General features: G+C 44.6%; 21 protein-coding genes. 16 read left to right on the top strand and 5 right to left on the bottom strand.

Annotated elements, in window-relative coordinates; all coding sequences use genetic code 11:
• Positions 1 to 35 precede the first annotated feature (35 nt).
• From BJR36_RS02195 to BJR36_RS02170, 7 genes are all read left to right on the top strand, one after another.
• The gene (locus BJR36_RS02195; protein WP_139133502.1) at positions 36 to 929 is read left to right on the top strand and encodes a hypothetical protein; all 894 of its coding nucleotides are present in this window, start codon (positions 36 to 38) and stop codon (positions 927 to 929) included.
• Between the two features lie 210 nt (positions 930 to 1,139).
• Positions 1,140 to 1,496, top strand: coding sequence for a YtxH domain-containing protein (locus BJR36_RS02190; RefSeq protein WP_091229418.1), 357 nt, complete (start codon positions 1,140 to 1,142; stop codon positions 1,494 to 1,496).
• Between the two features lie 488 nt (positions 1,497 to 1,984).
• The gene (locus BJR36_RS02185; RefSeq protein WP_242875429.1) at positions 1,985 to 3,598 is read left to right on the top strand and encodes a LysM peptidoglycan-binding domain-containing protein; all 1,614 of its coding nucleotides are present in this window, start codon (positions 1,985 to 1,987) and stop codon (positions 3,596 to 3,598) included.
• Positions 3,599 to 3,824: 226 nt separating this feature from the next.
• Complete coding sequence (locus BJR36_RS02180; protein WP_091229414.1) at positions 3,825 to 5,387, top strand: sodium/proline symporter; 1,563 nt, start codon at positions 3,825 to 3,827, stop codon at positions 5,385 to 5,387.
• A 313-nt stretch (positions 5,388 to 5,700) separates the two neighbouring features.
• Entirely contained in the window at positions 5,701 to 8,181 is a 2,481-nt protein-coding gene (locus tag BJR36_RS02175) for a Lon protease family protein (protein ID WP_091229411.1), read from the top strand.
• Positions 8,182 to 8,206: 25 nt separating this feature from the next.
• A complete protein-coding gene (locus tag BJR36_RS20175; protein WP_169823564.1) occupies positions 8,207 to 8,380 on the top strand; it encodes a hypothetical protein in 174 nt (57 codons plus the stop codon).
• A 277-nt stretch (positions 8,381 to 8,657) separates the two neighbouring features.
• Positions 8,658 to 9,002, top strand: coding sequence for a phenylpyruvate tautomerase MIF-related protein (locus BJR36_RS02170; protein ID WP_091229406.1), 345 nt, complete (start codon positions 8,658 to 8,660; stop codon positions 9,000 to 9,002).
• 213 nt (positions 9,003 to 9,215) lie between these two features.
• Here BJR36_RS02170 and BJR36_RS02165 read toward each other — a convergent pair whose 3' ends face one another.
• A complete protein-coding gene (locus BJR36_RS02165; RefSeq protein ID WP_091229404.1) occupies positions 9,216 to 10,124 on the bottom strand; it encodes a metal ABC transporter substrate-binding protein in 909 nt (302 codons plus the stop codon).
• Between the two features lie 159 nt (positions 10,125 to 10,283).
• Here BJR36_RS02165 and BJR36_RS02160 point away from each other — a divergent pair, with 159 nt between their 5' ends.
• The 5 genes from BJR36_RS02160 to BJR36_RS02140 all read left to right on the top strand — a co-directional run bounded on the left by BJR36_RS02160 (position 10,284) and on the right by BJR36_RS02140 (position 13,816).
• The gene (locus BJR36_RS02160) at positions 10,284 to 10,949 is read left to right on the top strand and encodes a metal ABC transporter ATP-binding protein (protein WP_091229402.1); all 666 of its coding nucleotides are present in this window, start codon (positions 10,284 to 10,286) and stop codon (positions 10,947 to 10,949) included.
• A 5-nt stretch (positions 10,950 to 10,954) separates the two neighbouring features.
• The gene (locus tag BJR36_RS02155; protein ID WP_091229399.1) at positions 10,955 to 11,776 is read left to right on the top strand and encodes a metal ABC transporter permease; all 822 of its coding nucleotides are present in this window, start codon (positions 10,955 to 10,957) and stop codon (positions 11,774 to 11,776) included.
• Complete coding sequence (locus BJR36_RS02150) at positions 11,776 to 12,189, top strand: Fur family transcriptional regulator (protein WP_091229396.1); 414 nt, start codon at positions 11,776 to 11,778, stop codon at positions 12,187 to 12,189. The genes BJR36_RS02155 and BJR36_RS02150 overlap by 1 nt, the downstream gene beginning before the upstream one ends.
• 108 nt (positions 12,190 to 12,297) lie before the next feature.
• A complete protein-coding gene (locus BJR36_RS02145; protein ID WP_091229394.1) occupies positions 12,298 to 12,789 on the top strand; it encodes an RNA polymerase sigma factor in 492 nt (163 codons plus the stop codon).
• On the top strand, positions 12,773 to 13,816 hold the full coding sequence (locus tag BJR36_RS02140) for an anti-sigma-I factor RsgI family protein (RefSeq protein ID WP_091229391.1): 1,044 nt from the start codon (positions 12,773 to 12,775) through the stop codon (positions 13,814 to 13,816). Before BJR36_RS02145 ends, BJR36_RS02140 begins: the two co-directional genes overlap by 17 nt.
• Positions 13,817 to 13,883: 67 nt before the next feature.
• Here BJR36_RS02140 and BJR36_RS02135 read toward each other — a convergent pair whose 3' ends face one another.
• Entirely contained in the window at positions 13,884 to 14,441 is a 558-nt protein-coding gene (locus BJR36_RS02135; RefSeq protein ID WP_091229390.1) for a DUF2703 domain-containing protein, read from the bottom strand.
• 356 nt (positions 14,442 to 14,797) lie between these two features.
• Between BJR36_RS02135 and BJR36_RS20170 the strand changes: the two genes are divergently transcribed.
• Both BJR36_RS20170 and BJR36_RS02130 read left to right on the top strand, forming a co-directional pair.
• Entirely contained in the window at positions 14,798 to 14,947 is a 150-nt protein-coding gene (locus BJR36_RS20170) for a hypothetical protein (protein ID WP_169823563.1), read from the top strand.
• 77 nt (positions 14,948 to 15,024) lie between these two features.
• A complete protein-coding gene (locus BJR36_RS02130; RefSeq protein WP_139133501.1) occupies positions 15,025 to 15,309 on the top strand; it encodes a hypothetical protein in 285 nt (94 codons plus the stop codon).
• Between the two features lie 93 nt (positions 15,310 to 15,402).
• Here BJR36_RS02130 and aroA read toward each other — a convergent pair whose 3' ends face one another.
• From aroA to aroF, 3 genes are all read right to left on the bottom strand, one after another.
• Complete coding sequence (gene aroA / locus BJR36_RS02125) at positions 15,403 to 16,683, bottom strand: 3-phosphoshikimate 1-carboxyvinyltransferase (RefSeq protein ID WP_091229384.1); 1,281 nt, start codon at positions 16,681 to 16,683, stop codon at positions 15,403 to 15,405.
• Between the two features lie 93 nt (positions 16,684 to 16,776).
• Entirely contained in the window at positions 16,777 to 17,874 is a 1,098-nt protein-coding gene (locus BJR36_RS02120) for a prephenate dehydrogenase (RefSeq protein ID WP_091229383.1), read from the bottom strand.
• Positions 17,874 to 18,887 carry a 3-deoxy-7-phosphoheptulonate synthase gene (gene aroF, locus BJR36_RS02115; protein WP_091229380.1) on the bottom strand — a complete coding sequence of 338 codons (1,014 nt, stop codon included), beginning with the start codon at positions 18,885 to 18,887 and terminating at the stop codon, positions 17,874 to 17,876. Before aroF ends, BJR36_RS02120 begins: the two co-directional genes overlap by 1 nt.
• Positions 18,888 to 19,271: 384 nt before the next feature.
• Here aroF and BJR36_RS02110 point away from each other — a divergent pair, with 384 nt between their 5' ends.
• Positions 19,272 to 21,362 carry an elongation factor G gene (locus BJR36_RS02110; protein ID WP_091229379.1) on the top strand — a complete coding sequence of 697 codons (2,091 nt, stop codon included), beginning with the start codon at positions 19,272 to 19,274 and terminating at the stop codon, positions 21,360 to 21,362.
• Positions 21,363 to 21,696: 334 nt separating this feature from the next.
• Positions 21,697 to 23,292 (top strand): hypothetical protein, encoded by a 1,596-nt coding sequence (locus tag BJR36_RS02105; RefSeq protein WP_091229376.1) that lies wholly within the window; start codon positions 21,697 to 21,699, stop codon positions 23,290 to 23,292.
• Positions 23,293 to 23,334: the final 42 nt, after the last annotated feature.

Here is a 23,334-nt window from a genome sequence, read left to right as displayed (position 1 = left end):
GGTGCCAGTGGCAAAGTATCCGGACATTTCGTTTTATGTGTAAGGAGAAGCCAAAGTATGAGGATGGATGGGGAATGGCGGTTATGAACAAGCACAGAATACAGAGAAATGCAAACGGCAGAATGGCAGAATGTACTTTGAATCGTCCCGGGTATGTAGCAATTAAGAAAGATGGCGACGTTTTTTATGGAGGAAGCCAGATGTGGTATGAAAAGAACGGGAGATTTAGTCATTCGGATATTATCCGCAGTTACGGATGTGGAACGATTGCGGCTGGGGATCTTTTTTTATATCTGGCATTGCAGGATACAGGCAGGCAGAACAGGATTACCCGTATCGCCATGAAGGACGGCTGCTCCATTATGCAGGAGCATTATATCAGCTATCTGGAATGCATTGATTCACAATATACGAAAACAAAAAGATGGATCGGCGTAACAGGACCAAAACTTGCATCCGCAATAAACAGATACTTCAGATTTGCAGGAATCGAGTACGAAGCCTCATGGGCGTGGTCGCTTACATCGTCTTTGATGCTGGAAAGAATAGAGGAGATGATAAAAGCAGATATACCGGTTATCCTTTCTGTGGGGCCAAATACCCCGATTTTGTGGGGGGATGCGGGAATCCCTTTTTACCTGCCTGTGAATACGGAAAATGAGGGGCATGTTGAACGAGGATATGTGAAATCAGCAAACAGCAATATCCATGGACACTATGTGATAGTAACGGGCGTGATACCAGAACCGGCAGCTGGAAGGATCATTCTGTGCATTTCTTCCTGGGGCCGTAAATATTATATGGATTATGATGAATACAGGAAATATGTGGCGGGTCCAGGTGGAAAATGGACCAGCAGCCTGGTATATGTCCGGAAAAAAGAAAGGATCCGGGACTTATCGGAAGGTCTGGAGCCAGGCTCATGTTAATAACAGGAAAGAATTGACAGATAAATCAATAATAGAGTGAAATGATTCTGTGTATTATTGTTATGGCGATGGGTTTGTGGTATATTATAAATGACAACAAGAAAAAATGAACAATACGACTGCATGTGACTTGTTCTGTGGATTACGTTTTCGGATTTGAGAAGAAAGGTAACTGATAATGATGTTTTCTAATGGAAGGGAGAAATCAATATGAGTGGTTTCAAGGATAAAATCGGGAAAGTATTTGATGACATCAAAGATAAAGTAGAGGATGTAATCGAAGACGTTAAGGACAAAGTAGAAGACATGAAAGATGATGCGGAAGAAAAGGCTGATGAATTGAAAGACAAAGCAGAAGAAAAGGTTGAAGATGCAAAGACCAAAGCAGAAGAAATCAAGGATCAGGCAGAGGAAAAAGCAGAAGAACTGAAAGAGAAAGGCGAAGAGATAAAAGAGAAGGCAGAGGCTAAAGTTGGAGAAGTGAAAGAGCAGGCAGAGGCTAAAGTTGGAGAAGTGAAAGAGCAGTTAGGCGCAAAGGTTGAAGAATTAAAGGGAAAGACCGAATAAAAATATGAACTTTTTAAAGGGAAACTGTTTGTGATGATAAATAATATTGGAAAAGCAATCTGTCAACAGCCCCCTATGTGCCCGCACATGGGGGGGCTGTTTAGCGGGATTTATGACATGAAGATAAGAAGAATTTATTTTAAACGTTAAGCAGGTTACAGGCAATCATATAAGTGGAGTACGGGTATTTGCTGCAGAGACATAAGGTTTATACGGCAAGCACAAAATGATTCGCTACTCACAGAGTGAACAGTAACAATTGGCCTGCAAGACAAATAATTATCAGACAATAAGTTGTGAAATTATATAAAAAGTGATATAATTAACGTATAAAATTATGTTAATTATATGCTTAGGGAGGAATGAATATGGGCTGAGTCGAGTGAAACAGAACAGGAGCGGCTGGAGTTTTGATTCTAATATATGATGTTATGAAGTTTTTGCAGTATCCCTGAAACGATGATTTGATGAAACGAGGTGAATTAGGGATGAGTAATAGCTTTAATACCCGAAGGACAACTTTTATGCTTTCAGTCATTTCATTATGTGTACTAGTTTTTCCGATACAGGCTTTTGCAGCAGGTGGTATAAAACCAGACCTGAAAGTGAATGCATCGCCACAGCTCATTTATGCAACAGAAACAACGCAGACGACGTATGTTGTCAAATCCGGAGACACCTTATACCGGATTGCGGCTAAGTATGGAGTTACGGTACAGCAGATCGTAGCTGCTAATAATATTTCCAATCCTAATCTTATTTTTCCTGGGCAGGTTCTGAAAATATCAGGATCGGCAGCACCGGCAACCACAGCGCCATCAGGAACGGGAACTGCATCTGCAGGAGGCACCTATACCGTTAAGAGCGGAGATACCCTGACAAAAATTGCCCGTGCATACGGCGTTACGGTGCAGCAGATTGTGGCAGCCAATAATATAGCAAATCCGAATCTGATACGTGTAGGACAGGTCCTGAAAATACCAGGCGCAACGGGTTCCACAGGCACAACAGGTTCTACGGGATCGACAGGATCTACGGGATCCACAGGTTCGGGCGGCACGGTAGCCACTTATAATACGAGAGTTCCTGATTCCGTTGCCGTAAATCTGAAGTATACAAGGTATAGCATACCCTATGATTATGTGCTGATTTCAGTAAGCGGAGCCAACATAAGATCTGCTCCAAGCACCTCGGGTTCAGTGATCGGCAAGGCAGGCTATAATACAAAGGTAAAGGTTGTGGCAATGGTCAAGGGGCAGTATCTTTCCAGCTATGGAACGGATCAGTGGTATGAGGTTATATGGACGAACGGAGCCCGCGGTTATATCCTGAGCTCTCTTGCCAGGTACCGCACCTTCCAGTTTGAAAAAATGCTTGCATCCCTTACGGCTTTGAAGAATGAAGTCGACAGCACCACCACAGCATATATTTCAAATTACAAGAATGCAAATGGAGCAGCCCCGTATTACAATGGAGGCACACAGGATCCTTACGGTGTTCAGAGATACCAGTCGGCGCCTGCCTACAGTTCGGCAAGTACAGGGGCATCGTTTAGGTACATTGCAGATGGTACACTGTTAACAGTCCTTGGAGAATCGGGAACATTCTATAAAATCAGAACTATGAACTTTTCTGGTGAATATTATGTCCCTAAGAAATATGTTTCCCTCAGCAATTCCATTGCAACCCTGTCGAAAGTCATCGTAGTAGACAGAAACAACCAGAATGAAGGTGTTTTCGAATTGATCAACGGCGGCTGGAATCTGGTTTCCTATTCCTATGCTACGACCGGTGCCAATACGAAATATAAGATGCCGACGCCGCTTGGATATTACATGACAATCCAAAGGGTAAGCCAGTTCCAGTATCTGGATGATATAACAGGAGCAATCGCAGGCTATGCGCCTTATGGCATCAGATTCACTGGCGGATCTTATATCCATGGTGTTCCGGTAGGTCTGAATGCACCAATGCAGGAATATTCAGGTACAATTGGAACAGTGCCGCTCTCCCACAAATGCGTAAGAAATTATACAAGCCATGCAAAATTCCTGTATGACTGGATGGAATTAGGAAAAACAGCAGTCATTGTCATTGAATAGAAACAGCAGGCAACAGCGCTGAAGTTCAGTAAACTTATACAGAAAGTTTTGATTTCAGAGGACGAACCTTCCTGTGACAGAACAAAAGATGCCGCTACAGCAGACAACATGCTGTAGCGGTATTTTCTGTTGATGAAATACTTGTGCAATCCATACGTATCTGCTATAATTTTGAAAAGTGTGTGGATTTTTCCATGCATTATAAAAATAATCGGAGGTTAAATGAATGAATACAGGTACGTTAGAAATATTTATTACAATGTGCTGCTATATGGCAGTAGTCATCGGAATCGGTGTATATTTTGCAAAACGTGCAAACGAAAGCTCAGACAACTATTTTATCGGTGGAAGGGCCCTTGGACCGTGGGTTGCGGCAATGAGCGCCGAAGCATCTGATATGAGCGGATGGCTCCTTATGGGTCTGCCGGGGGTTGCCTATTGGTACGGCCTCAGCGATGCCGTATGGACTGCAATCGGCCTATTTATCGGAACCTACATCAACTGGCTGCTGGTGGCGAAAAGGCTCCACGGCTACTCGATCATAGCAGGGGATTCCATTACGGTTCCCGACTTTTTAAGCAACAGGTTCAAGGAACAGAATAAAATAATTATGGGTATTTCGTCAGTTTTTATTCTGGTATTCTTTACAGTTTATGCAGCCAGCTGTTTTGTTACGGTGGGTAAGCTCTTTAACTCATTATTCGGACTTCCATATCAGTATCTGATGATAGGGGGGGCATTGTTTGTTATTATCTATACATTCCTTGGAGGGTTTCTTGCAGAAAGTGTATCCGATTTTATGCAGGGAATTGTGATGATTGTAGCCCTGGGGCTTCTTCTTGTCATATCGCTTATATATGCCGGAGGACCTGGAGCGGTGCTCGAAAACCTGCGGGAGATACCTGGATTCCTGGATTTCTTTGGAATCTCTTCTCCAACAGTCGTGGACGGCGTACAGCAGGTTTCTGAAAGCGGAGCACCTCTTTTCGGAGAGGCAGGAAAGTACGGACTGCTTACAATCATATCGACACTTTCCTGGGGGCTCGGATATTTTGGTGTCCCACAGGTGCTCCTGCGTTTCATGGCAATCAGAAAACATTCTGAAATCAGGCAGTCCAGAAGGATTGCAACAGTCTGGTGTGGAATCTCGTTGGTTGCTGCGGTATGCATAGGCCTGATCGGAAGGGCAATTGTGCCTGCAGAACTTTTAACGGCAGGCGCTGCGGAAAGCATTTTCATCGTCATGTCCACAAAGCTGCTTCCGACGCTTTTTGCAGGACTTGCCATGGCAGGGATTTTAGCGGCTACAATCAGCTCATCAGATTCCTATCTTCTCATTGCCGCATCTGCATTTGCAAAGAGCATATTCCAGGGTATCATCAAAAAGGATGCTACGGATAAACAGGTAATGAGCGTATCAAGAATCGTGCTTGTGCTGGTGGCGCTTATTGGAATCGTGATAGCGCTTGATGAAAACAGCGTTATCTTCACGGTCGTATCATTCGCATGGGCAGGATTTGGAGCAACATTCGGACCGATCATGCTGTTCTCGCTGTTCTGGAAAAGAACCACAAGGGAAGGTGCTATTTCCGGTATGCTGGCAGGCGGGGTGATGGTGTTTATATGGAAGCTTGCCTTAAAACCTATGGGTGGAATATTCGGCATCTATGAACTGCTGCCGGCATTCCTGGTTTCCTGCATTGTGATTGTTGTTGTTTCGTTACTGACGAAGGAGCCATCGGAAGAGATTCAGATTGAGTTTGATCTGGCTACAGTATATGAAGACTAATCTGATTCAGTGATTTGCTGTTTCAGGGTCAGTCAAAAAATGTTATTGAGAATATTGTTTGGCACAGTAATTGAAAGCCGTGCGTACTGGAACAGCCTAAAGCTGGTTCCGTGCGTATGGCTTTTTTTCTTCAGGAAGGAGTATGCAAACAGGGTGAAAATATCTGCTTTTTGGGGCTGATATCTGGAATTAGAAGAGAATTGCAGAAATAATAAAAAACTTTACAAATAGGCATTGAATTTTAGTATAATGATAATATGACATGTATGTAAAAACTGGTATTGTGTTTAAGTGCAGAGGAGGGTAATCATATATGAAGAGTCTTGATGAATATAAGGTTCCGCTGGAAAAATTAAGGAAGGTCTGCAATCCAAATGAGGAATTGGGCTCTATCGAGACTACCCTTGATGTGCCTCCGCAGGAGGGTGTGATCGGACAGGAGCGTGCAGTCAGGGCTATGCAGTTTGGCCTATCCATGAAGGCAGACGGATATAATATATTCGTTGTCGGAGATCAGGGGACAGGAAAAAATGCCTACATCAAGTCGGTGGTTTCCCAGATGGCAGAGAAAATGCCGGTACCTGATGACTGGTGCTATGTGAACAATTTCAACGAATGGGACAGGCCTATGGCAATATCTCTTCCTGCCGGCATGGGGAGATCGTTTCAAAAAGACATGGAAATACTCATAATAGAACTACGGGAGGCGATACCAAAGGCTTTCGAGAGCAGCGAATATGAGCAGAGAAAGAATGCAATTGTCAGGTTTGTGCAGCAGAAGATGGAAGAGCTTTTCCATATAACGGAGCAGAAGGCTTTTGAAGTCGGATTCGGTGTGAAGCAGGCTGCGGACAGGATACTTTTCGTGCCGCTCCGCTATGGAAGGCCCATGATTGCGGATGAACTTGAAAGACTTACAGAGGATGAACAGAAAGCCATTGAAGAGAACAGGATAAAGCTGGAAAAGACAATGGATCAGATTCTGCAGGATGGTCTGATGATAGAAACAGAGGCTGATGAGAAAATGAGCGAGCTGAACGTTCAGACTGCAATTATGGCTTCGGGTCCCCTGGTCCAGAAAATGAAAGATAAATATACCCAGATTCCTAAGATTGTGGAATACCTGGACATGGTGATCAAGGACATCGGAGAGAACCACAGCATGCTTGTAATCACCGAGCCGGCAATCGTAAGGGCGCCGGTGGTGATGCCTGAGGAAGAGGTAGAACAGGAAAACGGTGAAGATCCGGATGTTATCAAGACGACCATTCTCGGTCCTCATGAAGAAATGGATCCGTTCCTGAGATATAAGGTGAATCTGTTCATACACAATGATATGAACAAAGGGGCACCCGTTGTTGTCGAGTTTAATCCCTACTACTACAATCTGTTCGGGAAAATCGAATACAAAAGCCAGATTCTTGCCATGAATACGGATTTTACCATGGTGAAGCCAGGTGCAATCCATAAGGCAAATGGAGGATACCTCATACTGCAGGCCAAGGATGTACTGACGGATCCTTTTGCCTGGGATGCCCTCAAGAAGGCGATCAAATACAGGCAGGTAGTTGTCGAGAATATCGGCGAGCAGTACCGTTTTGTGCCGACCCTGACTTTGAAGCCGGAGCCGATTCCTCTGGATGTAAAAATCATATTAATTGGCAGTCCTTTATATTATATGATCTATTCCACTGATGAGGATTTTCAGAATTTTTTTAAGGTGAAAGTCGATTTTGATGACGAAATGGTGCGAAATCAGGAAGCAATAAGTGATTATGCTTCTTTTGTCGGATCCTTATGCAAGAAAGAGGGACTGAAGCATTTTACGCGTAGTGCCCTTGCCAAGATTGTTGAATATGGATCATGGCTGGCTGGAGACCAGAAGAAACTATCGACCCAGTTCAATGATGTAAGCGACCTGGTCTGCGAGTCCGATTCGTTTGCAAGGACAGAGGGGGCTCAGTTCGTTGAAGCTGCCCATGTTGACAGGGCCGTCAGAGAGAGAAAGTACCGCCTCAATATGCTGGAGGAAAAAATCCAGGAGGAAATCCTGGCTGACAAGATTTTGATAAGTACGGAAGGATCTGTTGTCGGACAGCTGAATGGGCTGTTTATCATCGAAGCGTCAGGATACTCCTTCGGGCTTCCGGCCAGAATAACGGCAAGGACCTATGCCGGACGCGGAGGCGTCATCAATATTGAACGCGAGACCGAAATGAGCGGCAATATTCATTCGAAAGGCGTGCTCATCCTTGCTGGCTATCTGGGAGGAAAGCTTGCACAGGAAAAGCCCATGGGCCTTACTGCCCAGGTCACTTTTGAGCAGCTGTACGAAGGAATTGAAGGGGACAGCGCATCCAGCGCCGAACTTTATGCAATCCTTTCAAGCCTGTCGGGAGTGCCGTTGAAACAGAATCTGGCGGTTACGGGTTCTGTCGATCAGCTGGGAGGGATCCAGCCAATCGGAGGTGTCACTGAAAAAATCGAAGGATTCTTTGATGTCTGCAAAGGCAAGGGACTCACTGGCGAGCAGGGAGTCATGATTCCGGCAAGAAATATAGACAACCTGATGCTGAAGGAAGAGATCCTGGAAGCGGTCAGGGATGGACAATTCCATATTTATGCAATCAAAAGCATTGACGAGGGGATTGAAATCATGACCGGTGTTGAGGCGGGAACGGCAGGGCCTGATGGAAAATATCCTGAAGGAAGCATTTTTTACCTGGCAGACAAAAAGCTGCAGGAATATAACCGTGCCCAGGAGCCCGCGGAAGAAAATGGCAGCGATAGTTGATATTTCAAGGTAAAGGAGTGAAATAATGTCGGATAATAAAGGAAACACAACAATAAATAAAACAGTCAGAACCGGAATAACGTTCGGTTCCTGTCTGGCCATGGTCATCTCCTATACCAACTGGCATTCGGTTTTATGGGCAATTATACATGGCCTTCTCAGCTGGGTGTATGTGATCTATTATATTATTTTTTATTGAAAAATAATCGTAACTGTTCAGAACGCCCGTTTCGCGAGGTGTTTTTATGCTGATTTTGCATAAAAACCTGAGTTCTCTAGGCGTCAAATTGCTGGTTTTGCAATTTGTGTGCATCATCTGTGACTATGAAGGACGTAGTCCTGAATAGTTACAAACAATCATCGCATTCTCATGACTTGAGTCGTGAGTAATTCACTTGCTGTATTGTAATAGACAACGGCTAAGGGTATAATCTACATTGTATTACATATCTTAGCTATGAAGGAGGATTTACAGTATGCCATATATGAATGTAAAAACGACTGCGGCCATTGACGCCGGAAAAAGGGAGACAATCAAATCGGAGCTTGGAAAGGCGATTGAATTGATTCCAGGGAAAAGCGAAAACTGGCTTATGGTTTCTTTTGAGGACAACAGTATCATGTATTTTAAAGGGAGCAGCGAGAGACCGCTGGCTTATATAGAAGTGAAGATTTTTGGAAAATCATCGAAAGATGCATATGAAAATCTTACAAAAGCCATCACCGGAATCATCCATAAAGAACTCAGCATAGACCCTGACTGTGTTTATGTAATATACGAAGAGATCTCGAACTGGGGCTGGAACGGAACAAATTTTTAAATAAAAAAACTGCAGGCTATATTTTATATAGCCTGCAGTTTTTTTATGGAGCTGGTCGCGTATTTTGCGGCCCTACGTACCACTACGTCTTCATCTAAGCGAGAGTGCGCTGCGCATGAACACGATTTGCATCACGTCCTCATTATAAAAAATGTGCAAATTGACGAATATTATGTTGAAAGGGGCCTTTGACACTCCACTTGTAAAAAAACCTTACTGTACGGATAAGCTTTCGTATACATTCAGGCAGTTGTCCCGCATCCTTTCAAGATAAGTCTTTCCGTCTTCAGGGTTCTCCATTGTATAGATTGTCTGTACATCGGCACCGACTTCCTTGGCCAGTGTCCGGGATATGTCGGCATTTCCTGTTTCTTCTGCAAAAATCGTCGTCACATTGTTTTCCCTGCAGTAATCCACAAGATCCGCTAGCTGCTTCGTACCAGGCTCGCCTTCTGCAAAAATGTCTGCGACACTGTTCTGCACGAGACCGAAATCGCGGCAGAAATAGTTGAATGCAGCATGACCCGTAACGAAGTTTTTGTTCTCCAGAGAATCGAATTTGCCCTTGTATTCCTGGAATAACGTTTCGAGCTCTGCAATGTAGCTGTCAGCATTTTTTTCATAGAAAGCCTTGTTTTCAGGATCGGCAGAAGCGAGACCGTCTGCAATGTTTCTGACCTGTGTTTGAGCCCCTTTTATGCTGAGCCAGAGATGAGGATCATAGGCACCGTGTTCATCGGCTTCTTCACCGCTGTTTTTAAGCGTATCAGCATGTTCAGAAGCGATGACCACTGTTAATGAATTGTTTTCTGCGGCTGCTATTGTCTCTTCAGCCCAGGCTTCCATTCCAAGACCGTTATATACGAAAACTTCCGAATCGCTTAGCCTGGCGATATCGGCAGCTTTTGGTTCGAAATCATGTGGTTCGGTTCCAGCAGGGATTATGGTTGCAACTTCAACTTTATCCTGTCCCACAGCCTTAGTGAATTCTGCGAGTGCATCGAAAGTTACGGAAACGTAAATTTTCGAACCGTCTTTTTCCTTTTCGCCCGAGCTCTCTTTGCATGCTGCGAGGGAAATGGATATGCTCATGATCAGTAATAGTGATATTATTTTTTTCATTGCACATGCCTCCGTCTGTTTTATTGCAAGTGATTTGCATTTGCAATGATATACCAAAATCCAAAATTTGTCAACCAGGACTGATACTGCAAATGATTTGCATTACGGGTTTACAAAAGGAAATATGTGGTTTAAAATTTATGACAGGAGGAATTTAGCATGGTAAATATTGAACATTTGTGTTTTTCATATAACGGCATACAGCCGGGAGTTTTAAATGATATTAATCTGAAGATAGAAGCCGGAGAGTATGTTTCTATAATCGGAGACAACGGCAGCGGCAAGACGACTCTCATGAGGATCATGCTCGGCTTTCTGAAGCCTACAGCAGGGAGCATGTCCATTGAAACAAAAGAGATCGGGTATGTGCCCCAGAAGAGCGACTATGCGAATTCCGCGTTTCCGGTCACCGTTTTTGAAGTGCTTGATTCGTACAGGAAAATCATGAAAATCAAGGACAGGACAGTTGTCATGCGTGCACTGGCGCTTGTAGGAATGTCTGATTACAGGAAAGAGCTCATGGGAACGCTTTCTGGAGGACAGACCCAGAAAATCCTGATAGCAAGAGCGCTGATGGGAAACCCAAAACTGCTGATCCTGGACGAGCCGTCTACAGGAGTTGACATTGACAGCCAGAAGGAAATCTACAGGCTGCTGAAAAAGATGGAGAATGAAACCGGAATGACAATAGTGGCTGTGGAGCATAATTTCGAGGCTGTTTTTGAAAATTCCACAAAGCTGTACCATTTACAGAATGGATGCGGACACTTCTGCAATATTGAAAAATATGCTTCAGAGTACCTGCATTACGACAGAAAGGGGTGACAGATATGCTTCAGTATGGTTTTATGCAGAATGCACTGATTGTGTCATTCTTAATATCGATCCTGTGTCCATGCATAGGAGTTTTTTTGGTTGTAAGGCGTTATTCGATGATCGGGGACACCCTTTCCCATGCATCCCTGGCCGGCATCTCGATTGGTCTTCTTTTTGGTCAGAATCCTATCATAGGAGCATTTGCATTCACAGCTGTCTGCGGAGCGCTGATTGAATTTTTAAGGAATTATTTTAAGAAATACACTGACCTTATTCTGTCGATCGTGCTGTCGCTGAGCGTCGGAGTTGCGATTACAATTATGAGCTCGGGAAAACTCAGGGCAAATACCGAGTCCTATATGTTCGGTAGCATACTGACAGTCACTAAAACGGACATGATTACAATATTCATATTGAGCATGCTGTCGGTTCTTGCCCTGGTGTTCCTTTATCACCAGTTGCTTTATATCTCATACGACGAAGAAGCGGCGCAGATAGCGGGAGTGAAGGTAAAACTCATCAATTATATATTTGCAATCCTTGTGGCATCTGCAATTGCGGCATCTATCAGGATTGTAGGAGTGCTGGTTTTAAGCTCGATGATCACCCTGCCAGTGGCAGCCGCGATGCAGCTTGAAAAAGGATTCAGAATAACGCTGATTGCATCCGTTATTTTCAGTATCATCGATATCATGACAGGACTGATCCTTTCCTATTATCTGAATGTAGCACCGGGCGGCTTCACGGCACTTGTTTCGGTTGCCGTTCTGCTTGCAGTCATAATCGCAAAGGCTGTCAGGAACAGGTTAGCCTGCATCGCGGGGAGGAAGGCGTAATGAAGGAAAATGTACTTAAGAATAATGGATTGAAAAGTACCGAAGGCAGAAAACTGATTTTGGATATCCTGGAATCGGCATGTGAACCGATGACGGCTGATGAGATATTCGTTCTGGCGAGGCAGAAGCGGGAGCTTAATTTTTCGACTGTTTACAGGACACTTTCGACGCTGGCCGAGAAATCCATCATTATGAAGAATATCGGAGGTGACGGGAAGTCCTACTACCAGCTTAGCAGTGAGGGGCACTGCCATTATCTCGTATGCTCCGAATGCCACAGGCGCATTGCCATAGACGGATGTCCATTCGAAGAGATGAGGGAAAATATTGCGAATGAGACCGGATTCCATATAACAGGGCACAATTTCGAATTTGTGGGTGAATGCCCCGAATGCTTCAAGAAGAATAATTAATTTCTTTTAGGCAATCGGAGGATTCTTCTGAATTTTTTCTGAGAAAAATTATTTTTCATGCAAGGATTTCCAGAGCTGAATCGTATTTAAGGTATAAGGAGGTATCATATGGATGAGACATCATGCGATTACATCAAGGCGGTATTGGAAAAGTATTCTGATATGCTGCGCCGTATCTGCTATCTGTATCTGAAAAATCCGGCTGACGTGGACGACGTCTTCCAGGAAACATTCCTGGCACTGCTTCAGCATGGGAAAAGTTTTGAAAGTCCTGAACACGAGAAAGCATGGCTGATCAGAGTGGCCATAAACAAGTGTAAAGACGTGATGAAATGCTTCTGGTATCGCAAAACGGAACCGATTGATGGTATTGAGCTGGCGTTTGAAACCAGGGCTGAAAATGAACTGATGCAGTTAGTGCTGGAGCTTCCCTCAAAATATAAAGACGTCATCTATCTGTTTTATTATGAGGAGTACGCAGTACCGGAAATTGCGTCTATGCTTGGACGAAAAGAAAATACGATATATTCCCAGCTTTACAGGGCGAGGGGAATATTAAAGGAAAAAATAGGGAGCAAGGATTATGAATATGTATTTTAAATCCGCATTAAACCAGATCAGGGCTGAGGATGAACTCGTCGCAAGAACGGAAAAGCGTTTGATGGCTGCGCTGGAGAACAAACAGGAACCTGATTACATGAAGAACCGTAAAAGGAGAGAGTCTATGAAAAAATTAGTTACAGCAGCATGTGCAGCATTTGTAGTTATCGGTGCAGGAAGCGGTGCCTATGCCTATTACCAGACACCGGTTGCCTATGTGAGCCTTGATATCAATCCGAGCGTTGAACTCGGCGTCAATGCATTTGACACGGTAGTTACGGCGGAAGGCTATAATGAAGATGGAGAATGCATCATGGAAGGCGTTGATGTTATCGGAAACACAGTTGAGGAGGCGGTGCAGAATCTTGTTGATTCGGCAGCAGAGAACGGCTATATTGAAGAAGACGGATCGACAGTGATTTCACTGACTTCAGAGACCGATGACGAAGAACTTGCAGAAGCACTGACAGAGGATTCAGAGACAGGGGCTGCGGCAGCGCTTGAAGAAACCGGCCAGGAAGCTGCAGTTGAAAAAGATAATGTGGCTCTTGCACGCAGAGATGAAGCGAGAGAATTGGAAATTACACCTGGAAAACTGAACCTTATAAACAAACTTCAGGCACTTGATCCTGAAGCGACTATTGAGGAATATAAGGATGCAAGCGTTAAGGAAATCATGACTGCAATCTATAACTGCAAATCCCACGGAAAATCAGGAAATATAAAAGAAGTTGCAGATACGAACGCAGAAGTCACGGAGGAATCTGATACAGCTGAATCGGAAGAAGCAGAAGTGACGGATGAAGCAGCGGTAACAGAAGGTACAGTTGAGACGGAAGCATTAGCTGCCCAGGATAATTCTGATGATACAGATGCGGTTTTAGAAGAAAATGCAAATGAAAAGGGCAATTCGGGAAAAGAGAAGAGTGATACTTCAAGCATGAAGACCGAAAAGAATAAGGAAATAAAATCCGAAAATAATACTTCGGGCAGTAATGGAAAATCAAATGGGAAATCCGGGAAATAATATGACAAAAGACGAGTGCGCGATCATGCGCACTCGTCTTTTGTCATCGCAGGGGCCTTCTGAAGTTTCAGGCTTTCTTTTCAATACCATCGAAGAATGTCGACAGGTTGTCGGGAAGCACATAAGGGGCACTGTCTGAAGGCGTTTTATGGTGACCGCCATAGACTTCTTTTAAAATTGCATTAATGATCATGGACTTTGGAGGCTCCGTATATTCTACGCCATCTTCAATCCATACTCTGCAGTCTACAGAGTCGCCGCAGAGATCGCCGCATTCCGTGCAGAGGGATTCTTTAACTTCAAGTGCTATATCCATTCCATTCACGCGGATTGTCGGAGAGCTCAGGAATCTGTGTCTGACGGCCAGATCTCTTGTGTTCACATTAATTTTATTAACCACTGTTTCATAACCGGCAGCGCTGAGGATTGCAGATACCTCATTTACCGCCGCATCGAGATTGGTTTCTGCACCCTGGCATCTTTCACACACTGTGAGGTCGAGAAAAAGAAAATCTATTACAATTTCCTTTTTCTCTTTTGCAGTCGTCATTGTTTTTTCCTGTCCGCAGCAGCTGCTATCGGAGCAGCTGTTATCCGGGCAGCATTTATTATATTTGATTTTCATGAACGAAATCCTCCTTTGAAATGTAATTCCATGATTGAAAAGCTGACTGGTATTTCTAATATAATAGCAGTCACATTTACATCTGTCAATGTATGTGTTTCTGAAACCAAGCCGGCATTTATGTGTTTGGAAAAATTTGGTGATATCACCAGAGGAAGCCATGTGATATAATAAACGTAACTATTCAGGACTATGTCCTTCATAGTCACATTTGATGCACACAAATTGCAAAATCAGAAATTTGGCGCACGTATGTCTCGGATTTTCATGCAAATTCAGCATAAAAACACCTCGCGAGACAGGGGTTCGGAACAGTTACTAATAAACAAAGTAATAATAAAAAAGGGGGATGACGGATGAAAGCGATTATTTACAAATCGAATGCCGGACATACAAAGGAATATGCTGCGATGCTTGGTGCTAAGACAGGACTTCCTGTTTATGATGCAGACAAGGCGGCTGCAAGCCTGAAAAAAGCGATGAAGTTATTTTTCTCGGATGGATAAGGGCAGGGGCGCTCGCCGGGTATGAAAAGGCAAAGAAAAGATATGATATCAAAGCAGTCTGTGCGGTGGGAATGAGCGTGCCGGATCAAAAGACAGCTGATGAATTGCGAAAAAAACACCGGATTGAGGGCATCGGCTTGTTTTATCTGCAGGGAGGCTTTGATATCAGCAGGCTGAGCGGAATATACAAATTTATGATGAATCAAATGATCAGGATGATGGAACCGGCGCTTCTAAAGAAAGAAGATAAGACGGAAGCTGAAGAGGAATATCTCAAAATGATAAAAGAGGGTGGAGATTTCGTAAACGAGGAGAATCTCAGACCTGTAATCGAGTGGTATGAAAGATGCCAGTCACTGTGAACAATTGTTCGCAGTGACTGGCACTTATTATGATTTCATTGGAAAGTGATTGTGGGGCATCGGAGTTAATGAAGCGAAGGGCTTTGCCAATCCTTATCGGCACATCAGAGAATCAAGATCCTTGTAAAAATCAGGATAGGAAATGTTCACACATTCGCTGCCGGTGATTTTTGTGGTCCCTTCAGACAGAAGGCCTGCAATTGCAAAGGACATGGCAATGCGGTGGTCGAGGTTTGAGTCGATCACAGTTCCCGTAAGAGGGTGGCCGCCATCGATGATCATTCCGTCATCGGTTCCGGCTATTTTGGCATTCATCAGGGAAAGGTTTTTAACCATCACATCAATACGGTTAGATTCCTTAACTTTAAGCTCCGCAGCATCCCTGATTACGGTCCTGCCATTGGCAAAGCATGCGAGGATTGCAATGATTGGAATTTCATCGATCAGGGTCGGAATGATTTCCCCTTCGATGACTGTTCCCTCAAGTTCGCTTGTACGCACGAGGATGTCGGCTGTAACCTCGCTTCCTGAATGATCGATATTTTCCAGTGAAATATTGGCACCCATCTGCCTGCATACCTTTATGATTCCATCACGTGTGGGATTTATGCCCACGTTTTTGATGAGGATTTCGGAGTCAGGCACCAGAAGGCCAGCGGCTATGAAATAGGCAGCCGAGGATATATCGCCGGGAACAATGACCTTCCGGGCTTCCAGTTTCGGCCTTGGGCTGACCGTTGCAGTTGTTCCTTCAGTAGAGACTTCACCACCGAAAAATTTCAGCATCAGTTCGGTATGATTCCTGGATACATATGGTTCGGTAACGCTTGTTTTGCCGTCTGCATAAAGTCCTGCAAGCAGAACCGCGGATTTGACCTGGGCGGATGCCACAGGCGATACGTAGTCGATTGCATGAAGGGGGGCGCCTTTGATCTTCAGAGGGGCGCAGCCGTTCCCTTTTATGCTTTGAATATCGGCCCCCATCATGGAAAGGGGGTCGATTATGCGCTTCATAGGGCGCTTCTGTATGGATTCATCTCCGGTCAGGGTGGTTTCAAAATTCTGGGCAGCGAGGATTCCTGAAATCAGTCTTGTAGTAGTGCCGCTATTTCCTGCGTCCAGTATGGCAGAGGGTTCTTTCAGCCCGTCAAGGCCTTTTCCGTGTATCCGGATTGTTTTTCCATCATTTTCTATCTCTATCCCTAACTTCCTGAAGCAGTCGATGGTAGACAGGCAGTCTGCACCCTGAAGAAAATTTGTGACTTCCGTGGTGCCTTCTGCAAGGGAGCCGAGCATGATTGCACGGTGGGAGATGGACTTGTCGCCGGGAACCATGATTTCCCCTCTGAGTGATTTTATCTTATGAAATTCCATAAACTTAGTCTCCTTATCAAGTGAACTTAATCCAGATTCATCGTGCGAGATTCGTCGCCAGCAAGCAGCCATGACTGAACCGTTCTGATGAATTTATCTTTCGTAGACAGTATAACGGTATTTCCGGAGAAGTTCAACTGCCTTTAATGACGGATCCTCCTCATAGAACTCGATCCGCAATACACCCTCTTCGAATTCCCTGTTATGTATAATGCCGATGTTCTTGATGCTGATGTTATTGCTTGCGAGGATTGTAGCGATTGTTGCAATTCCGCCGGCTTCATCAATAATGTCGCAGTACACGGCGAATACTTTTTTGATAGGGCCAAGAGAAGCGTTCGGTATGGAGTTCCTGTATTCTCTTGCAGTGTAGAACAGATCGTATAATTCAGACTGGTTTCCGGAATCCAGAGCCTGCCTGATTGCTCCAAGATAGTCTATATAATCCCCTAAAATCCTGGAAATATTTTCACCATTGGTCAGGCAGATCTGCTGCCACATGACCGGGGAGGAAGAAGCAATCCTGGTGATATCCTTGAAACCGCCTGCGGCAATGGTTTTCATGAGCCCGTCCTCGGAGTCCGAAACCTTGATAAGATTTACAAGGCTGGCGGCGATGATATGCGGAAGATGGCTTACGGATGCCGTTATGTAGTCGTGTTCCTGATAGCCGAGAATGATCGGTATTGCGCCGATTGCCGCTACCATTTCCCGCATGCGCTGCACGGCTTCATCAGGCACTTTTGCGGAAGGGGTCAGGACATAATATGCATTCTCTACCAGATGTGCAGTTGAATTCGAAAACCCTGTTTTTTCAGAACCTGCCATGGGATGTCCACCGATGAAGTTTGCTTCAAGCCCCAGCTCGATTATTTTCAGGTGAATATCGGTCTTGACGCTCCCCACGTCGGTGAGGATGCATCCGGGCCTGAGAATCTCTTTCAGGCTGCTGAGGTAGCCGGAGTTGTAGGAAACCGGCGTACATAAGAAAATATAGTCGCAGGTTCCGTAATGCTCGTCAATCTTTGTGCATGCATAATCGATGATCCCGTCTGCCATTGCAAGGGAAAGGGAATCCCGGTCAGTATCATATGCAAGGATTTCTGAGGAAGGAAAGCAGCGCCTTATAGCCCTGGCAATGGATCCGCCAATCAGGCCAAGGCCTATGAATCCGATGCGTTTGCTGTTCATTAAAATATCCTCCCGGATAGCTGTGCGTATGGACGGAGCTCTTTTGTGAGGGTATCGAACTGTTCGAAGGTAAGAGACTGCGGCCCGTCGGAAAGTGCTTTTGCAGGATTGTCATGCACCTCAATCATAAGTCCGTCTGCGCCTGCAGCTACGGCAGCTTTCGCAAGAGGAGCTACATAGGCACGGACGCCTGTTGCATGGCTTGGATCTACTATGATAGGAAGATGGGTCTTTTCCTTCATGACAGGAACGGCACTGAGGTCCAGCGTATTTCTCGTAGCAGTTTCAAAGGTACGGATGCCTCTTTCACATAATACGACGTTGGGGTTCCCTTCTGCGATTATGTATTCGGCAGCATTGAGCCATTCATCGATCGTTGCAGCAAAGCCTCTTTTTAAAAGTACGGGAAGTCCTGACTTGCCGGCTTCCTTCAGCAGGTAGAAGTTCTGCATGTTTCTTGCACCGATCTGGATCATATCCACGTATTTGACAGCGGCGTTGATTGCATCAAGGCTTGTCACTTCGCAGATTGTCGTAAGTCCTGTTTCAGCTTTTGCATTCAGCATGTAGCGGAGGCCTTCTTCTTCAAGCCCCTGGAATGCGTATGGGGAGGTTCTTGGTTTGTAGGCACCGCCGCGGAGGATGTTGGCTCCGGCTGCTTTTACGGCATATGCGATTTTCATGAGCTGGGCTTCTGATTCTACTGCACATGGGCCGGCCATGATGGTAAGGTTGTTTGGACCGATTTCAGTATTCCCGGCTTTTATGATGGAAGGCTCTGGATGGAACTTTTTGTTTGCGAGTTTGTAGGTTTCAGTGACGGGAACGATTTTTTCAACGTCAGGCGCGATTTCGAGATTCTGTTGAGAGAGTCTTGACTTGTCGCCTACAACGCCGATGATCGTGACTTCCTCTCCCTTTGAAATATGGGTCTGGAGCCCCTTTTCGGTAATTGTCTTTACGATAAAATCTATTGAACTCTGTGGTGCGTTAGGTTTCATTACTATAATCATTATTTATTCTCCATTCTTTGTTGAATTTTTACGTGATACAGATTTAATCCTATTCTAACCCGATTAAAATGTAATGTCAATACTGTGTTGCTTTAAAGTGTAACGCTATGAAGTGTAACACTTTAAAGCGAGTGGTTGCAGGGCGGATATCGTGCAGACAGCACCAAAAAGCAGATAAAAACGTCGGAAAATGCAGCAATTATATAATTATAACGGGGTGCGTGAAAATAAATTTGTTATAAATACATATAATGCTTGATATAATGCGACAATTTTAGTAAAATATCCATATAACGAAGTCAACAACGTGCAGCATCCATAGGGTACCGCATCAGTGCAGGATTTTTAATCCTGCCACCGCAAATCAGTATAGGAGGAATTCATATGAACGTTTACAAGACAGACAAGATTCGTAATGTAGTTCTTTTAGGGCACGGCAGCTGTGGCAAGACAACTTTGGTCGAAGCCATGGCGTACACAACCGGTCTCACCAGCCGTCAGGGAAAAGTCACTGAAGGAAATACGATCAGCGATTATGATAAAGAGGAAATCAAACGTCTCTTTTCCATCAATACTTCTGTTGTACCTGTGATCTGGGAGGATACCAAGATCAATCTTTTAGATACCCCCGGTTATTTTGATTTTGTAGGTGAAGTTGAAGCTGCAGCGAGAGTTGCTGATGCAGCTGTAATTGTGATTTCCTGTAAAGCGGGAGTTGAAGCAGGAACTGAAAAAGCATGGGAGCTGTGTGAAAAGTATAAGCTTCCCAGAATGTTTTTCGTGACGGATATGGATGACGACAATGCCAGCCACAGGGAAGTGATTGAAAAGCTTACTGAGCTCTATGGTAAAAAAATAGCACCTTTCCACCTTCCGATCAGGGAAAATGAAAAGTTTGTAGGTTTTGTAAATGTAGTCAAGATGGAAGGCAGAAGATTTACAAAACTCAGTGAATACGAAGAATGTGAGATTCCCGAATATTCAATGCAGAATCTGTCTGTCTGCAGGGAAGCTCTTTTGGACGCTGTTGCTGAGACAAGCGAAGAATTTATGGAACGTTATTTCGCCGGCGAGGAATTTACGCAGGAAGAAATTTCCATAGCACTCAGGAGCAACGTTATAGATGGAACAATCGTTCCGGTCCTGATTGGTTCAGGAATCAATGCACAGGGCACGACGATGCTGCTGCAGGCAATTGAAAAATATTTTCCATCGCCTGACAAGGTAAAACTCAGCGGAACCAGGGCAAAGACCGGCGAGGAATTCGAGGCTGATTATGATGCCACGAGAGCAAAATCGGCTTATGTCTTCAAAACAATAGCAGACCCCTTCATTGGAAAATATTCGCTTATTAAAGTATGTTCAGGCATCGTAAAATCAGATGATACGATCTACAATGCTGAAAGGGATACAGAAGACAAACTGAATAAATTATATATTCTGCAGGGCAAGACTCCGATAGAGGTAAAGGAGTTATATGCAGGTGACATCGGGGCAATCGGCAAACTGTCAGATACGAAGACTGATGATACGCTTTCCACGAAGGCATGCCCGGTAATTTATGAAAAAACAGTTCATTCAATCCCTTATACCTATATGAGATATAAAACAAAGAACAAAGGAGACGATGATAAGGTTTCCCAGGCATTGGCGAAGCTTATGGAAGAGGATCCTACAATCATGCATGTAAACGACAAGGAGAATCGTCAGACACTGCTTTACGGCATGGGCGAGCAGCATCTGGAGGTCCTTGTCAGTAAGCTGTTTGAAAAATATAAAGTGGAAATAGAATTGTCCAGGCCGAAGGTGGCTTTCAGGGAAACTTTAAGGAAAAAAATCGAGGTTCAGGGCAAACATAAGAAACAGTCAGGCGGACACGGGCAGTATGGTGACGTCAAGATGGAATTCGAGCCTTCAGGAGATCTTGAAAAACCATATGTGTTTGAAGAAAAGGTATTTGGCGGTGCCGTTCCAAGGAACTATTTCCCGGCAGTTGAAAAAGGAATCCAGGAATGTGTTCTTAAAGGGCCTCTTGCAGGATATCCTGTTGTGGGAGTAAAGGCTACGCTGGTGGACGGATCTTATCATCCGGTAGATTCATCAGAAATGGCATTCAAGATGGCAACAATTCTCGCATTCAAAAAAGGATTCATGGACGCAAATCCAATGCTGCTCGAACCGATTGTGTCGCTGAAGGTGGTTGTTCCTGAAAAATATACAGGTGATATTATGGGCGATCTCAATAAGAGACGAGGCCGCGTGCTTGGAATGAATCCGGCAGGCGAAGGAAAGCAGGAGATAGAAGCGGATATCCCGATGACGGAACTGTTTGGATATTCCACTGAACTCAGATCCATGACGGGAGGCAGGGGAGACTTCTCCTATGAATTCAACCGTTATGAACAGGCGCCGACAGACGTACAGATGAAGGAGATTGAAGAAAGAGCGAAGAAGCTGGAAGCGGTTTCTGAATAGTATGATACCAGGGTCAAAAGGTCATGTGTTTCATGCTTGCATGAAAAAGCATGACTTTGGGACCCGCAAAACATGAGAAAGCAGCCCGAACAGGGCGGATTTCTCATGTTTTCAGGATTGTGGGAGCACAAAGTGCGGAACAATCCGTAGGTATAGGGTATAGATGCCGGCTGATAGGAGTGGATATCTGCAGGCAGTCAATTGGACAGGGTATCGGAGAATGATGTTCCGGTGCCCTGTCCGTTTATGTTGACAAGCTGGTTGTTATTTTCCTGCAAAACTGTTAGAATAAGTAGTATTTAACAAAATCAGCAACCTATAAGGAGGCATTAAAATGAAAAAAATTCAAAGAAATCTAATTATATTAGTTGTTCTTGGTTTGATCGGTTTCGCATATTATTATGTGACCCTTCCAGCCATCAATATCCATTCATCAGGGTTCTGGGTGTTTATCATATCTGCGATTGTTGCGGCGCTGGCAATCTACGGTTTTGCGAGGCTCAAGAATGCGGATGAGATGAAAAATTCCAAGGTCATAAAAGCGGGAGGCGTTATAATAATCGTCGTAATCCTGATTTATGCGGTTGGGAGCCTGCTGTCTTCTCCGGTCATAAATGCCAAAAAATATCAGCAGATTCTGAAGGTGGAAGAAAGGGAGTTTACGGAAGATATCGAGGAGATATCCTTCAGCCAGATCCCGATTCTTGATAAAGCGTCGGCTGAGCTTCTGGGGGACAGGAAAATGGGCAGCATGGTAAAAATAGTCTCACAGTTCGAAGCCAGCAACCACTACACCCAGATCAACTATCAGGGTGAACCGGTCCGGGTGACTCCGCTTAAATATGCAAGCCTGATCAAATGGTTCACGAACCGGTCGGAGGGTATTCCGGCATACATCAAAATAGACATGGCTTCTCAGGATGTAGAGGTAGTGCAGCTGGAGAATGAAATCAGGTATTCTGACAGCGAGCATTTCGGAAGGAATATATACAGGTATCTGAGGTTCAAGTATCCGACCTATATATTCGACAACATCAATTTCGAGATTGATGATAACGGAGTTCCCTACTGGGTGTGCCCTGTGAAGGACTTCACAATTGGCCTTTTCGGGGGCGAGACAGTAGGCAGAGTGATACTGCTGAATGCTGTAACGGGGGAAACCATCAATTATGCCGTTGAGGACGTTCCGCAGTGGATTGACAGGGTCTATTCCTCGGAACTTGTGATTTCTTATTACGATTACTATGGAACATTGAAGCATGGCTATTTCAACAGCATTCTGGGGCAGAAAGACTGCATCCAGACTACAGATGGCTATAACTATATTGCACTTGAAGATGATGTCTGGCTTTATACGGGAGTAACCTCTGTCACAGGAGACCAGTCGAATGTTGGTTTTGTCCTGATTAATCAGAGGACGATGGAAACCAGGTATTATTCGGTGGAAGGGGCCACAGAGGTATCGGCAATGTCATCCGCCGAAGGTCAGGTGCAGGAGATGGGCTATATTGCCACATTCCCGCTTTTGTTAAACATATCAGGGGAACCGACTTACTTTATTGCACTGAAGGATGATGAAGGACTGGTTAAAAGATATGCCATGGTAAATGTTGAGAAATACCAGCTTGTAGCCATCGGCGGCAGCGTTGCAGAATGCGAGAAGATCTACTCGAAACTGCTGGTTTCCAGCGGAATCAGCAGCACTGCGGACAGTGATATCATGAAAAAGACCGGCATCATAAGCAGGATAGCCCAGAGTGTAATAGAAGGTAATTCTCACTATTACATCATGCTGGAAGGAAGCCGGGACATTTTTGATGTGGATGTTGCGGATCTCGTCGGTATCATAAGGTACGCTGAAGGCGATACGATAACGATTGAATATGCAGTGGGAAAAGAAACCAACGAGGTTATTTCAATTGTAGAATAGCAGTGGTCCGTTCAAAACTTCATTTGTAGACTGAATAACAAA

Origin of the sequence: Anaerobium acetethylicum (assembly GCF_900096945.1) — a bacterium.
Lineage (GTDB): Bacteria > Bacillota > Clostridia > Lachnospirales > Lachnospiraceae > Anaerobium > Anaerobium acetethylicum.
This window is presented reverse-complemented; position numbering and strand designations above follow the sequence as displayed.

Excerpts from the sequence above, each read along its gene's own strand:
- BJR36_RS02195 (WP_139133502.1), top strand. The coding sequence starts at position 36 with ATGTGTAAGGAGAAGCCAAAGTATGAGGATGGATGGGGAATGGCGGTT.
- BJR36_RS02190 (WP_091229418.1), top strand. The coding sequence starts at position 1,140 with ATGAGTGGTTTCAAGGATAAAATCGGGAAAGTATTTGATGACATCAAA.
- BJR36_RS02185 (WP_242875429.1), top strand. The coding sequence starts at position 1,985 with ATGAGTAATAGCTTTAATACCCGAAGGACAACTTTTATGCTTTCAGTC.
- BJR36_RS02180 (WP_091229414.1), top strand. The coding sequence starts at position 3,825 with ATGAATACAGGTACGTTAGAAATATTTATTACAATGTGCTGCTATATG.
- BJR36_RS02175 (WP_091229411.1), top strand. The coding sequence starts at position 5,701 with ATGAAGAGTCTTGATGAATATAAGGTTCCGCTGGAAAAATTAAGGAAG.
- BJR36_RS20175 (WP_169823564.1), top strand. The coding sequence starts at position 8,207 with ATGTCGGATAATAAAGGAAACACAACAATAAATAAAACAGTCAGAACC.
- BJR36_RS02170 (WP_091229406.1), top strand. The coding sequence starts at position 8,658 with ATGCCATATATGAATGTAAAAACGACTGCGGCCATTGACGCCGGAAAA.
- BJR36_RS02165 (WP_091229404.1), bottom strand. The coding sequence starts at position 10,124 with ATGAAAAAAATAATATCACTATTACTGATCATGAGCATATCCATTTCC.
- BJR36_RS02160 (WP_091229402.1), top strand. The coding sequence starts at position 10,284 with ATGGTAAATATTGAACATTTGTGTTTTTCATATAACGGCATACAGCCG.
- BJR36_RS02155 (WP_091229399.1), top strand. The coding sequence starts at position 10,955 with ATGCTTCAGTATGGTTTTATGCAGAATGCACTGATTGTGTCATTCTTA.
- BJR36_RS02150 (WP_091229396.1), top strand. The coding sequence starts at position 11,776 with ATGAAGGAAAATGTACTTAAGAATAATGGATTGAAAAGTACCGAAGGC.
- BJR36_RS02145 (WP_091229394.1), top strand. The coding sequence starts at position 12,298 with ATGGATGAGACATCATGCGATTACATCAAGGCGGTATTGGAAAAGTAT.
- BJR36_RS02140 (WP_091229391.1), top strand. The coding sequence starts at position 12,773 with ATGAATATGTATTTTAAATCCGCATTAAACCAGATCAGGGCTGAGGAT.
- BJR36_RS02135 (WP_091229390.1), bottom strand. The coding sequence starts at position 14,441 with ATGAAAATCAAATATAATAAATGCTGCCCGGATAACAGCTGCTCCGAT.
- BJR36_RS20170 (WP_169823563.1), top strand. The coding sequence starts at position 14,798 with ATGAAAGCGATTATTTACAAATCGAATGCCGGACATACAAAGGAATAT.
- aroA (WP_091229384.1), bottom strand. The coding sequence starts at position 16,683 with ATGGAATTTCATAAGATAAAATCACTCAGAGGGGAAATCATGGTTCCC.
- BJR36_RS02120 (WP_091229383.1), bottom strand. The coding sequence starts at position 17,874 with ATGAACAGCAAACGCATCGGATTCATAGGCCTTGGCCTGATTGGCGGA.
- aroF (WP_091229380.1), bottom strand. The coding sequence starts at position 18,887 with ATGATTATAGTAATGAAACCTAACGCACCACAGAGTTCAATAGATTTT.
- BJR36_RS02110 (WP_091229379.1), top strand. The coding sequence starts at position 19,272 with ATGAACGTTTACAAGACAGACAAGATTCGTAATGTAGTTCTTTTAGGG.
- BJR36_RS02105 (WP_091229376.1), top strand. The coding sequence starts at position 21,697 with ATGAAAAAAATTCAAAGAAATCTAATTATATTAGTTGTTCTTGGTTTG.